This window comes from Cohnella fermenti, from assembly GCF_004801405.1.
GTDB lineage: Bacteria > Bacillota > Bacilli > Paenibacillales > Paenibacillaceae > Cohnella > Cohnella fermenti.
This window is the reverse complement of the sequence record NZ_SSOB01000030.1, coordinates 58,152-71,190: the sequence shown is the minus strand read 5'-3', so window position 1 is coordinate 71,190 and position 13,039 is coordinate 58,152. Positions and strand designations below refer to the sequence as shown.

Annotated in this window: 12 protein-coding genes and 1 other RNA gene; 10 read left to right on the top strand and 3 right to left on the bottom strand. The window is 59.3% G+C overall.

From position 1 onward, the window contains the following. Positions 1-167: 167 nt before the first annotated feature. From E6C55_RS21515 to rnpB, 7 genes are all read left to right on the top strand, one after another. Positions 168-638 carry a YaiI/YqxD family protein gene (locus E6C55_RS21515; protein WP_136371885.1) on the top strand — a complete coding sequence of 157 codons (471 nt, stop codon included), beginning with the start codon at positions 168-170 and terminating at the stop codon, positions 636-638. A gap of 128 nt (positions 639-766) precedes the next feature. Next, positions 767-2,596: a DNA primase gene (gene dnaG / locus E6C55_RS21510; RefSeq protein ID WP_136371884.1), complete on the top strand. Its 1,830-nt coding sequence runs from the start codon at positions 767-769 to the stop codon at positions 2,594-2,596. 39 nt (positions 2,597-2,635) lie between these two features. Beyond that, a complete protein-coding gene (gene rpoD / locus E6C55_RS21505; protein WP_136371883.1) occupies positions 2,636-3,760 on the top strand; it encodes an RNA polymerase sigma factor RpoD in 1,125 nt (374 codons plus the stop codon). A gap of 90 nt (positions 3,761-3,850) precedes the next feature. Continuing rightward, positions 3,851-4,684, top strand: a complete 834-nt coding sequence (locus E6C55_RS21500; RefSeq protein ID WP_136371882.1) for a hypothetical protein — start codon at positions 3,851-3,853, stop codon at positions 4,682-4,684. A gap of 3 nt (positions 4,685-4,687) precedes the next feature. Next, positions 4,688-5,485, top strand: a complete 798-nt coding sequence (locus E6C55_RS21495; protein ID WP_136371881.1) for a tRNA (adenine(22)-N(1))-methyltransferase — start codon at positions 4,688-4,690, stop codon at positions 5,483-5,485. Continuing rightward, on the top strand, positions 5,461-6,576 hold the full coding sequence (locus E6C55_RS21490; protein ID WP_136371880.1) for a Nif3-like dinuclear metal center hexameric protein: 1,116 nt from the start codon (positions 5,461-5,463) through the stop codon (positions 6,574-6,576). The genes E6C55_RS21495 and E6C55_RS21490 overlap by 25 nt, the downstream gene beginning before the upstream one ends. 60 nt (positions 6,577-6,636) lie before the next feature. Then, positions 6,637-7,115, top strand: an RNA gene (gene rnpB / locus E6C55_RS21485) — RNase P RNA component class A. 109 nt (positions 7,116-7,224) lie between these two features. On the opposite strand, the gene E6C55_RS21480 is transcribed toward rnpB, so the two are convergent. The 3 genes from E6C55_RS21480 to E6C55_RS21470 all read right to left on the bottom strand — a co-directional run bounded on the left by E6C55_RS21480 (position 7,225) and on the right by E6C55_RS21470 (position 10,763). Continuing rightward, positions 7,225-7,665, bottom strand: coding sequence for a disulfide oxidoreductase (locus tag E6C55_RS21480; protein WP_136371879.1), 441 nt, complete (start codon positions 7,663-7,665; stop codon positions 7,225-7,227). Between the two features lie 64 nt (positions 7,666-7,729). Next, positions 7,730-8,368, bottom strand: coding sequence for a DsbA family protein (locus E6C55_RS21475; protein ID WP_168735793.1), 639 nt, complete (start codon positions 8,366-8,368; stop codon positions 7,730-7,732). Between the two features lie 430 nt (positions 8,369-8,798). Next, positions 8,799-10,763 carry a S8 family peptidase gene (locus E6C55_RS21470; RefSeq protein WP_230986795.1) on the bottom strand — a complete coding sequence of 655 codons (1,965 nt, stop codon included), beginning with the start codon at positions 10,761-10,763 and terminating at the stop codon, positions 8,799-8,801. 207 nt (positions 10,764-10,970) lie between these two features. Here E6C55_RS21470 and E6C55_RS21465 point away from each other — a divergent pair, with 207 nt between their 5' ends. The 3 genes from E6C55_RS21465 to E6C55_RS21455 all read left to right on the top strand — a co-directional run bounded on the left by E6C55_RS21465 (position 10,971) and on the right by E6C55_RS21455 (position 12,893). Continuing rightward, a complete protein-coding gene (locus tag E6C55_RS21465) occupies positions 10,971-11,474 on the top strand; it encodes a DUF3907 family protein (RefSeq protein ID WP_136371876.1) in 504 nt (167 codons plus the stop codon). Between the two features lie 126 nt (positions 11,475-11,600). Further along, a complete protein-coding gene (locus tag E6C55_RS21460; RefSeq protein WP_407923759.1) occupies positions 11,601-11,789 on the top strand; it encodes a DUF1540 domain-containing protein in 189 nt (62 codons plus the stop codon). 171 nt (positions 11,790-11,960) lie between these two features. Beyond that, positions 11,961-12,893, top strand: a complete 933-nt coding sequence (locus E6C55_RS21455; RefSeq protein ID WP_230986794.1) for a lytic transglycosylase domain-containing protein — start codon at positions 11,961-11,963, stop codon at positions 12,891-12,893. Positions 12,894-13,039: the final 146 nt, after the last annotated feature.

Below are 13,039 nucleotides of genomic sequence, written 5' to 3'. Positions count from 1 at the left end.
AAGGGAACAATTGCCATAAATTCGACATTTTTGTGGCTGAAGTCTTGACAATGACAGGTATAAGGTATATCATTTGAAAATTTAATGGGACGCAGGCAGGATTTTGAATCGAGTTAGCGTATATAATATTACGGCAAACAAAGGCTCAGATCACGTGGTGATGTCGGATGTTCCCGCTTAGGAATCGGGTTGTGGTGGATGGCGATGCTTGTCCGGTCAAGGCCGAGATTGCCCAGACGGTAAGAAGCTTGGGCGCGACTGCGCTTATGGTGTCTTCGTATGCGCACTTTCTCGCCGCGGAGCCGTCGGTCGAGATCGTCACGGTGGATTCGAGCAGCCAGGCGGCCGATCTGTATATCGCGAACGTGCTCCGCAAGGCGGATGTTCTTGTCACCGGCGATTACGGCTTGGCGGCGCTCGGCCTTGCGCGCGGAGCGGCGGTGCTGACGCCCAGGGGGACGCAGATCACGGAAGCGGATATCGACGGTCTGCTGGCGCAGCGTCATCATTCCGCCAAGCTGCGGCGAGGAGGGGCCAGAACGAGGGGGCCTCGAGCGTTCACGGACGAGGATCGCGAGCGATTTCGTCAAGAACTGACATTTCTGCTCGAAGAGTTGCAGGAGAATCCGAATCTTTAGCGAATTATACTATCGGGTTGTGTCTAAAGCTGTCGCCTGCCCCCTGAAGGAGAAGCGGCGTGCTCCGTCGATTCGCCGAGGCGAAGGAACTTTCGCGATCGGGTATCGTATAAGAAGGTGAAGCAGGAATGAACAATGGAATGATCCCGCAGGAAGTCATCGATGAAGTGCTGAAGCGCAACGACATTGCGGAGACGGTCGGACGGTATGTTCATTTGACCAAGCAAGGGAAGTACCTGAAGGGATTGTGTCCGTTCCATTCGGAGAAGACGCCTTCCTTCACGGTGACGCCGGAGAAGCAGATATTCCATTGCTACGGCTGCGGCAAGGGCGGCACCGCCATCAAGTTCGTTATGGAGATCGAGAACGAGACGTTCCCGGAAGCGGTGCGGCGGCTCGCGGAGGAAGCCGGAATTCCGGTCACGTGGACGCTCTCGAAGGAAGCGGAGGAGATATCTCCCAGACAGCGGGAGAAGGATACTCTATATGAAGCGAATGCTTACGCGGCGAAGCTGTATCGCTACATTCTGCGCAATACGGCCGCGGGGGCTCCCGCGATGGACTATCTTCGGTCCCGCGGCTTCACGGACAAGCTGATCGAGGAATTCGGCATCGGCTATGCGCCTTCGAGGTGGGACACGTTGACGCAGCAACTGTCGCGCAACGAGTTCGACTTGGCCGAGATGGAGCGGGGCGGCTTGCTGCTGAAGCGGCAGGAAGGAGACGGCTTCGTCGACCGGTTCCGGGATCGGGTGATGTTCCCGATCCACGGCTCGGACGGCAAGATCATCGCGTTCGCGGGACGGCTGATGTCGGCCGGGCAGCCGAAGTACATGAACTCGCCGGAGACGCTGCTGTTCAACAAGAGCCGCACGCTCTACCGTCTGTCCGAGGCGAGGGGCTTCGTTCGCAAGCTGAAGCAGGTGGTGCTGTTCGAAGGTTACGTCGACGTCATCAAAGCCTGGTCGGCCGGTGTCGCGAACGGCGTCGCGACGATGGGCACGGCATTGACCGCCGAGCATGCGGCGGTGCTCAGGCGATTCGCGGACGAGGCGATCTTATGCTACGACGGGGACGACGCAGGCCAGGCGGCGGTCCAGAAGAGCATTCCGATTCTCGAGGAAGCGGGTCTTCGGGTGCGGGTCGGGCTGCTGCCCAAGGGCAGGGACCCGGACGAGTATATTACCGAGAACGGGCCGGAAGCGTTCATGAGGGAGATCATCGAAGGCGCCGCGTCGACGGTCAAATTTCAACTCATCTATCTGAGGAAATCCCATATACTCCTAGAAGAAGAAGGGAAGATCCGTTATCTGCGAGGCGCGGTGAAGCTTATCGCAAGGCGGGAATCCCCGACGGAGCGGGAGATGTACCTCAAGGAACTGGCGCAGGAGTTCGACGTATCGCTGGATACGCTCAAGCAGGAGGCGGCGGAGATTCGCCGTCAAGAGAAATTGGGCGCCTCCGGGGATATTCCGGACGGATCGTGGAATAATGTATGGAATGACAAGAGAACTTCGGCCTCATCCCGGCATCCCGCTCTCGAACCGGCTTACATGCAAGCCGAGAAGCAGTTGCTCAACTGGATGATGCTGGATGCGGAGACGGCCCTTCTGGTCCAAGACGAGCTGGGCGATCGGTTTCATATCGAGGATCACGCAGCGCTCGCTGCTTATTTATATACTTATTATTCGCAAGGCAACGATCCGGATGTCGGCAGGTTTATCGCGTTTCTGCAGAACGATCGGCTGGAGCGGCTGGCAAGCGCGATCGCGCTGGAAGACACTCCATTCGATGAGAGAGTGCTGAAGGATTGTCTGCGCACGATCGGCCAGGCTTCGCTGTCCCGCGACATCGACCGGCTTAAAGAAGAACTGCTGCGCGCGGAGCGCGCTGGCGACATCATGCTTGCGGCACAAATCGGAACAGAGATTATCGCCCTGGAGAAGAAGCGGAAGTAGCAATCGGCTGCTTGAGTTCCGGGGAGGAGGGAGTCGGTAATGGCGAACGATCAACACACGGGGCTTGAGACGGAGCTGACGCTCGAGCAGGTCAAGGCTCAATTAATGGAGCAGGGGAAGAAGAAGGGTTCCCTGACTTATAAAGACATCATGGAGAAGCTCTCTCCTTACGATCAAGATACGGACCAAATCGACGAATTCTTCGAGCAGCTTGCCGACATCGGCATCGAGGTCGTGAACGATCACGACGAACTCGGACGCAGCAACGACGAGGAAGGACACGACGAATTCAACTTCGACGACGACCTGAGCTTGCCGCCCGGCATCAAGATCAACGATCCGGTTCGGATGTACCTTAAGGAGATCGGACGAGTCCCGCTGCTCGGAGCCGACGACGAAGTCGAGCTGGCGAAGAAGATCGAGATCGGCGGCTACGACGGCGAAGAAGCGAAGAAGCGGCTGGCGGAAGCGAATCTGCGTCTCGTCGTCAGCATCGCGAAGCGGTACGTCGGACGAGGCATGCTCTTCCTCGACCTGATTCAGGAAGGGAACATGGGCTTGCTTAAGGCCGTCGAGAAGTTCGACCATACGAAGGGCTATAAGTTCAGCACCTACGCGACCTGGTGGATTCGCCAAGCGATCACCCGCGCGATCGCCGACCAGGCGCGCACGATCCGGATTCCGGTTCATATGGTGGAGACGATCAACAAGCTGATCCGGGTATCCCGCCAGCTTCTGCAGGAGCTTGGACGCGAACCGACGCCGGAAGAGATCGCCGAGCAGATGGAGCTTAGCGTCGACAAGGTCCGCGAGATCATGAAGATCGCGCAGGAGCCCGTGTCCCTGGAGACGCCGATCGGGGAAGAGGACGACTCCCACCTGGGCGACTTCATCGAGGATCAGGAAGCGTTGGCCCCGGCGGATGCCGCTGCTTACGAGCTGCTTAAGGAACAATTGGAAGATGTGCTGGACACGTTGACCGAGAGAGAAGAGAATGTGCTTCGGCTGCGATTCGGTCTTGACGACGGGCGCACCCGTACACTGGAAGAAGTGGGCAAGGTATTCGGAGTGACCCGCGAACGGATTCGTCAGATCGAGGCGAAGGCGCTTCGCAAGCTTCGTCACCCAAGCCGCAGCAAACGACTAAAAGATTTCCTCGAATAAGCCGATACAGGTATTAACCTGTTCAGGAGACCTTCTGCCGAGACGGTTGGAGGTCTTTTTGTTCCCTATCGGCGAGAGGAGCAGTCGTTTATGTCAATGTTAGACGAAGAGAAGAAGAAGCTGATCGTTAACGAGATCGAAGCTTGGCGGCGCGGGAAGATGCTTCCCGATCACTATTGCGATTTCCTGCAAAATTTATATTTGGATGATTTAACCGATCGCCCCAAAGGGCTTGTCGGAGCCGCCATGCATCGGATCGAAGGCGCCTCGGGCCGAAGCTGGTTCCTTGTATTTGGAATATTTGTAAGTCTGTGTTTGATCGTACTTCATTTTAGCGTGTTTCCCCTCCTATTGCAAATCGCCCTGATCGGCCTCGGCACATGCGGCTTTGTCGTCGGGAGCGCCTGGTGGAGGGAGCGGCTGCCGAAGCGGGCTTATCTGCTTGCGTTCCTCGGTGTGCTATATCTTGTCTCGACGGGCATCTCCTTGCTTGAGCTTCATGGCTGGACGGGCGGCTCGGGGCCGCTGCTGCTGATCGGCATCTGCGCTCTCGTCTGGATCGCATGCGGCATTACGCTGCGGCTCGGGCTGCTGCATTGGGCGGGCTGGATGGCCGTTATCGCGCTCTACGCCGGCCTGCTCTGGCGGCATACGTCCGATCCGTCGTGGGGCGAGATTCAGCTCTATTGGCTTCCGGCTTCGCTGCTGTTCGGGTGGCTGAGCTGGTTCGCGCATGCGAAGATAAAGACGGCGGGAGGCGTTCTGTTCGCCACGGCGCTTGTGCTCTGGTTCATGCCGGAGCTCTACTCCGCGCTGCTCGGCGTCAAGGGAGCGTTCATGATCGCCGAATGGGCCGTCAAGGCGCTGTTGCTCGGCGTCCTGCTCTATCGCTTCAGAAAAAAATGGATGGAATGGGTTGTTTAACGAATGGATTCGAGAACGAACGGGACTTCCAGCTTCAAATTATCCCGCCGACTGGCGGCGCTGGCCGACTGGGTGCCGGAAGGAGCCCGCTTCGCCGACATTGGGACCGACCACGCGCTGCTGCCGGTCTATCTGGCGAGCGCGGGGCGAATTGCTTCGGCGGTCGCCGGGGACGTGCATAAGGGGCCCGTGGAAGCGGCCAAGCGGCAGGTGGCTTCCGCCGGCCTGGAGAACGTCGTCTCCGTCCGGCACGGGGATGGGCTCTCCGTGCTGAAGCCGGGCGAGGCGGATACGGTCGTTATCGCCGGCATGGGCGGCAGCCTCATGGTTCGCCTGCTCGAGGACGGGGGGGCGGCGCTTGATTCCGTGACGACGCTCGTGCTCTCGCCGCATGTGGCGGAGGATCAGGTTCGCCGTTGGCTGAACGAGAACGGCTACGTTCTTGTTCAGGAGCGCATTCTGTTCGAGGACGGGGAATATTATACGATGCTGAAGGCGGAGCGAGTAGGCGCCGAAGAGGCAAGCGCAAGGCTGGCCGAGCTGTACGCGCAATCGCCGCTCGCTCCTTGTCTCGCACGAATTCCGGAGTCGCTGCTGCTCGAGATGGGGCCGCTGCTGCTGCGCGCTCCGACGGAGGAGTTCCGCGGCAAGTGGGACCGCGAGCTGGCCAAGCGCGAGACGATTCTTGCGCAGTTGCGCAAGTCGAGTCAACCGGAGGCTGCGGAGAAAGCGAAGGAATGGGAGAGCATAAGCGGTCTCATCAGGGAGGTGCTGGCGTGTTTGCCCGAGGAGAGACGATAGTTCAGTATGTGGAGAAGCTGGCACCGAAGCATTACGCGGTGCCGGACGACCGCATCGGCCTGCAGGTCGGATCGGTTCGCAAGGAAGTGAAGAGGGTGCTCGTCGCCCTTGACGTCAACGCCGAGGTTGCGGAAGAAGCGGCGGCGCTCGGGGCCGAGCTGATTGTCGCGCACCACGCGCCGATCTACCGCCCGCTGAAGCATCTGCAGACGGACACGCCGTCCGGAGCGCTTATGGCGAGTCTTCTTCGCCACGATATCGCCGTGTACGTCGCCCATACGAACCTCGATACCGCGGACGGCGGCATGAACGACTGGATGGCGGAGGCGCTTGGCCTGGAAGGGCGCGGCGTGCTGGAGGAAGTGCATACCGACAAGCTGTTCAAGCTGGTTGTCTTCGTGCCGCAGGAGCATGCGGAAGCGGTGAGGGCGGCTCTGTTCGGCGCCGGCGCCGGCTGGATCGGCAACTACAGCGATTGCAGCTTCAACGTCGAAGGAACGGGCACGTTCCTTCCGCGCGAAGGGGCAGAGCCGTTCATCGGCAAGCCCGGCAAGCGCGAGTCGGTTGCCGAGGTGCGCATCGAGACGGTCGTTCCGGACAGCGTCCGCAAGGCGGTCGTCCGGGCGATGCTGAAGGCGCACCCGTACGAAGAGGTGGCCTACGATCTGTACCCGATGGATCTGAAGGGAAGGACGTTCGGCCTTGGCCGCGTCGGTGCGTTGCCTGAGCCGGAGAGTCTGGACGAATTCGCGGAGCGGGTCAAGCAGGCGCTGCAAGTTCCGTTCGTACGCGTCGTAGGGCGCGGAGATCGGCCGATTCGCAAGGTTGCGGTGCTGGGCGGCTCGGGATCGCGTTATATCGGCCATGCCAGGTTCGCCGGGGCCGACGTGCTCGTGACCGGCGACATCGATTACCACACCGCGCAGGATGCGGAGGCGATGGGGCTGGCGATCGTGGACCCCGGCCACAACGCGGAGAAGATCATGAAGCCGAAGCTGGCCGAGTGGCTGCAGCTTCGGTTGCGCGAGCAAGGCTACGAGACCGAAGTCATCGCTTCGAGGATCGACACCGAACCGTTCCGGTTGAAGTAAGGAATGCATTCCCGTTTGTCATTCGGGACGATTCCATGTATACTAGACGTTGCGCATCGGGAAGTTTGACAGACAATCGCTGGCGGCGCGAGCCGCGAGAGGAAAGTCCGGGCTCCACAGGGCAGGATGCTGGATAACGTCCAGTCGGCGCGAGCCGAAGGATAGTGCCACAGAAATGGACCGCCGATGGACTTATTCCCAACTGGTTTGGGGCCCCCGCAAAGTAATCGGAATAAGCTTCGAAGCTTACCGTCACTTTGTGGGGAATAAGTATCAGGCAAGGGTGGAACCGTGGTGTAAGAGACCACGAGGGGCATGGGCGACCATGCGCCTGGTAAACCCCATCTGGAGCAAGACCGAAGAGGAACGCGGCGGCCTTCGAGGCCGCAGCCCTTGCCCGGGGTGCGTTCGGGTAGGTCGCTTGAGCCGTTCGGCAACGTTCGGCCTAGAAAGATGATTGTCGCTTCCATCCGTGGGAGGACCGCCCGGTCCGCGCTACCACCGGAAGTACAGAACCCGGCTTACGGCAAGCTTTCCGACAAGCGGCCGCCCTTGAGTCTAGACTCAGGGGCGGCCGCTTTGTGCTTGCGCTTTATGTTTGGTTAGACATTGTGAATCGGCATCCGCAGCATCCTTCTTCAGCGGAGTTTAATCTTCTTCCGTCTCGGCGTTATTGGCTCCGGTCTTCACTGCGATCAGCAGGGCGGCGATCATGGCGAAGGCGATCAGCGCGAGAAGCGGAATGGTGATGAAGCCGAACCAATCCAAGTAATCCTTGTTGCAGGGCACGCCGGAGCGGCAGGGGACGACACCGCTGAAGCCGGGCACCTTCTGCTCCGCGTAATGGTAGATGGAGATCAGACCGCCGATGATGCTCAGCGGAAGGGCATACCCGACGATTCGGCGATCGTCCTTAAGGGCGGCCCGCCCGAGCAACAGCACCAGCGGATACATCAAGATCCGTTGATACCAGCACAGATCGCAGGGAACATAGTGCATTACTTCGCTGAGGAACAAGCTTCCTCCGGTCGCCGCCAGCGAGACGACCCAGGCGAGATACAGCCCGTAATTGCGAATTGCGGTAGCCACGCGTCATTCCTCCGTCAAGCGTTCTCTCATTAAAGAGTTCTTTTGTGCAGCATCAAGAGTTCTTCTATTCGGCGGCCGCGACCGCCTCTTCAATTCGTTGCAGGAACTTGGCCGGGTCGAGCGAGACGCTGTCATCGAGCCGTTCCCCGTCCACGAGGACGGCGGGAGTTCCCGGGAACTGCTCCGAACGGGCAAGATTATTCTGCTTGTCGATAACGTCCTGATACGTCTTGTTGTCGATGTCGGACTTCAGCAGGTCGTAATCGATGTCAAGCTCGAGCGACTTCGCCAGATCGACGAGGTAGTCGGTCGTCGCCCAGTCGATCGATTCGTCGGGCTGATTCTTGTACAGCGCCTCGTAGTACGTCCAGAATGCGTCGTTGTTCTGGTGATAGACCGATTGCGCGGCCAAGGCGGCCGGACCGGACCCGGTGATGATCGTATAGTTGAAGAAGGAGAGCGAGACCTTGCCGGTGTCGATGTACTTCTCCTGAATCTCGGGCAGAACGTTCAGGGTAAAGTATTGGCAAGCCGGACACTTGAAGTCCCCGAATTCGGCGAGCTTGACCGGAGCGTCCTCCGACCCCAGGAGAGGAGCGTTGTCATAATCCAAGGCCAGCGGCTTGTCCGCCGGCTTGAAAATGATAAGAAGGGCAATCAGGACGACGAAGGCGGCGGCGGTCGCCCACATGATGATTCTCATTCGTTGCTGCTTCTGTTTCTTTAGTTGTTCTTTCCTTTTTCTTTCCTCGGCTTTTTTCTGCGATTTCTGTTGCAAGGATTCTCTTCCCTTCCGTCGACATATTGCCATAAGGACATAGCTTCCTCCATTGTACAGGCAAAAGCTTAAAAAAGCATGAAGAAAAAGCGACACTTCCACAGTCTGCCAGAGTCGGCGAGTGCTCGGGCTCGGGACGTCGATGGCCGTGTCTGAAGGATTTATATGTGAAAAATGGTATTCGTGGCGGCGGAGCAACCGTTAGTGGAGCGAGCTAGGCCAAAAGCAAAAATCAAAAGCAAAAAGCCCCACGAGGAGGAGGCGCTTGACGGGCAAGCGCGCCATCCATTCCCTCTTCGGGCTCTCTCAGCCATTAACCTCCGGTTCGCGCCGAATCAACAGACCGGGAGCCGAATCAGCGGATCGAGCGTCGCAGCAGCTCCTCGACCTCGCGCTTGATTCGCTGCGGATACAGCCGCAGCGTGCCGCCGCCAGGCGCTTCGAGCTCGGCGGCGGTGCCGGCCGTGCCGCTCGCGCTGCCCGGCTGCGAGCCCGCCGCAGCGACGGCGGCGCCCGCGTCGATCTGTCCGTAGCCGAATTCGTTGTCCCGGCCTCTGGAGCCAAGGTCCTTGGCCGTGCTTCGCAGCAGCTCCATGACCTGCTCGTTCGTCAGCGACGGGTTCGCCGCGCGAACGAGGGAGGCGAGCGCGGCGACGTGCGGGCTCGCCATGGACGTTCCGGACAGCGCCGCATAACGGCTGCCCGGGTACGTGCTGGCAATCGAAGTGCCGGGAGCGGCGACGTCGATGTAATCGCCGTAATTGGAATATTCGGCCTTCGATTCGTCTTCGTTCGTGGCGGCGACGGCGAACACTTCCGGATAGGCGGCAGGGTAGCCGGGGCGGTCGGTGTTGTCGTTGCCGCTGGCGGCGACCAGCACGACGCCCTTGTCGTGCGCGTACTTCACCGCATCGTGCAGGAATTCCGCCGATGCGTAGTTGCCCAGGCTCATGTTGATGACGTTCGCACCGTGGTCCGTCGCCCAGATGATGCCTTCCGCCACGGAATACGTTGTCCCGGCTCCCGTGCTGTCGAGCACCTTGACGGGCATGATTTTCGTCTCCCAGGTCATTCCGGCAATGCCTTCATTGTTGTTGACCTTGGCGGCGATAATGCCCGCGACATGCGTGCCGTGGCCGACATCGTCGAGCGGCTCGGACGTCGGGTCGATGATGTTCCTGCCCTCCACGAGCCGTCCCTGAAGATCGGGATGGTCGAGCTGTACACCCGTATCGACGACGGCCACGACGATGTCGTTCGCGCCGCGGGTCACGGTCCAGCCTTGTTCGGTCGCGATCTCCGGCAGATTCCATTGGTAATCGGAATACAAGGTGTCGTTCGGAACGATAATCGCATTCGTCTTATCGGTCTTATTCGTCTCGTTCGTCTTGTTCGCCACGTTCGTCAGATACAAATAATGCGGTTCGGCGAAGATCGGGTTCCACTTGGCTGTGAAATAATGCTTCAGTTCATCCATGCTGCGGCTCTTCGAGCGGAACAGGTACGTCTGGCCGCGGTGCCGGACAACCGTCAGGTCCAGCTCCTTGCGAAGCTTCAGCAGCTCGCGATCCTCAAGCGGCTTGCGGAACTTCACGACGATCTCGTCGACCGCATAATGGCTGGCATTGCCGTTGTCCTCGCCCGTGCGAACGGTCGTATCCTTATTCGTTCCCGGAATGACCGACTCGAGGCGGTAGCGGCCTTCCGCCGGATAAGGAACGACGCGGAGGTTGCGGCGCTGGTGCCGTTCCACCTCCTGGACGATGTCCGTGCAGACGAGCGCGACGACGCCGTCTCCGCCTGCGCTCTCATCCGGAACCGCGATGACGAAGTGGCTCTTGCCGTCGTACTTGAAGGATGCCGACTCATAGCCCTTGCCCGTCTTGAGGGCGGTCTCCGCCTTGGCCAGGTCCGAAGCGGCAAGCTTCAGCAGCTCCTCCTTCGCATCGCCTTCCCGCACGGGCACTCCGTCCCGAACCCATTCGACCCGAACCATGTGAGGATGCTCGGCAACGATCTGCTTCAGGTGGGAGGCGCGGTCGGCGGTCGGAATGCGGTCGTGCTCGGCGACGAACTTGTGAACGTCCCTGGAGCAGTCGAGCCGGCACAGCTTCTCGGAAGCGTCCATGTCGCGCTGGATGCTCATCTGCTTGTACGAATGCTCCTGCTGGGGCGTCAGGACCCGCTGTTCCGATCGGTACGAAGCCGGACTCGGACTCGGGGCGGGGGACTTGGCCGTCTTGGGCGGCGCGATCAGCGGAGCGATCATCAGGGCGATCCCCGCGGTGAATAGTAAGCCTACAATGGCGTTGCGGCGCACTCGATCATTTCCTCCTTTGGGCATAAACGCTGAAGATGATGTTCTAAGGTTAGGGTGGAGTTCGGGGGCGAAAATATACGGGAGTTTCCCCGTTGAATTTCGATCGCGCAGTACCGTTTGTTCTTGATTTGTGTTACTATTGTTTTGATTGTCTTCACCTGTCCAGCGGGCAAGGAAGACCGATTGATCGAAAGGGGAAAGCTAATCATGCCCACCGCCAACATTAAGGCGATTGCCGAATCCAGCCGAGAGAAATTAAAATTCGCGATCGACCAGCTCGAGAATTTCCTGAACGAATACGCCCTTCCGCAACTGACGGACGGCGCGAATGAAGATTCGGCCAAGGCGCATGCCGGCTTGTTGTCCGACCTTCGCCATCTGCTCGTCTTCTCGGAAGTCGCTTACGAGAAGCTCGGAGCGCTGCTGCGTCGCCCCAACTTCGATAATGACGCCGCTGAGCGGGTTCTATACGATGTGTACCACCAATGCGTGAACAACTACTTCTACCCGAAGAACGAAGCCTACTCCGAAGACGGACGTTACGCTTACACCGGGCAAGACGCGATCCGCTTCCGCGCGAAGCCTTCGCGTGCCGTGCGCAATATCGTTCTCGGCGTCTCCCGCAGCTATGAGGAGCTTCGCGACGATCTGTCGTACTACGAGAGCGAATATCTGACGCATCGCCGCATGCAAGGACAAACGAAGTCTTAGCGTATAACGAAACTTAACGCTGTTTCCTTCAACCCCCGCCCCCCGATTCGCATACCGCGCCCGACGCGGTGCGCACACTAGAATCGGGGGGTGATTGTTGTTATGCCAAGCGGTGTGTCTTGCAGCGTGAGCAATTGTTCTTATTGGGGGGAAGGCAACCGATGCGCGGCCAGTTCCATTACGATCGAGATCGACGCCCATGCGAAGGGGAAACTCGACGCCGAATTCGCCGAAGACGAATTCGCGGAGCATCAGGATGTGGCGAACAGCTCCGAAGCGACGTGCTGTCTGACGTTCAAGCCGGCCAAGAGCTGAAGCGGGTTGCGTTGGCGTAGAGCCGATACGAAGCCGACATGAAGTACGAAGTAGGTCTTAAGTAGCGATCGCCGTCTCTGTTGGGCAATAAGTCTGACTATCCATGTCGAACGAAGTTGTTGTACAATGAAGGCAAGGATAGGAAAACGGACAAATGCGGGAGCGACGGCGATGACCACGGATATGAAAGTAACGATGGACCCTCGAATGGTGAAGGAGCTTCTGCTTAATCAATTCATGAGCGGAGTGAATCCGCTTGCCGCCGATTCGACGGACGGGCTGTCTTCCGGAAGCGGAGACAGCCTGTTCGCTCAACTGCTGGAGCAGATGCTGTCGACGGACGAAGGAACAGCTTCCGATTATTCGGCCTACGGCGCTTCCGGCCTCGGAAGCTCGCTCGGGCTCTCGAGCCTTGGCAGCTACGGGTACGACAGCTCCTCCTACGGGCTTGCCTCTCTGCTTGGCGGAACGTCGAGCGGAAGCAGTTTATCCGAGCTTCTTGGCGGATCTTCGAGCCTGAGCGGCCTGTCGGCGCTGCTCGGAGGAACGTCGAGCCTTGGCGCGCTGTCCGGCTTAAGCTCGCTCGGGCTTGATTCTTACAGCTCTTACTCGTCGGGCAGCTATCTCGCTTCGCTGCTGGGCAGCGCATCCGGAAGCCAACTGCGGACGGACAGCGGGTATACGTCGCTGTATGACGGTCTGATCGCCCAAGCCGCGAGCCAGTACGGCGTCGACCCGGCTCTGGTCAAGGGCGTCATCCAAGCCGAATCGTCGTTCCGCTCGGATGCCGAATCGTCCGCCGGGGCGAAGGGGCTTATGCAGTTGATGGACGGCACCGCCCAAGGGCTCGGCGTGACGGATTCCTTCGACGCGGTGCAGAACATCGACGGCGGAACGAGGTACCTCAGCTACTTGCTTCGCAAGTACAACGGCAACGAAGCGACGGCGCTCGCCGCTTACAATGCGGGACCGGGCCGTGTCGACAAGCTCGGCATCACGACGAACGAGGAGCTCTTGTCGAAGCTTGGGCAGTTGCCGGAAGAGACTCAGGCATACATCGGGAAGGTGCTGTCGAACCGTTCGCTGTGGAGCTCGGCATTGTAAGCGGGGTGGCCGCGAGGCGCACATATCCGCTGACGCTCGCCAACTCCGGCTGTCATCGCGAAGTCTCGGAAGATCAAGGCAGGATGCGAATCTTGCTTTGGTCTTTTTTTACGCGTTCCGTCGGGTATATAATAAAGGTTCAGAGA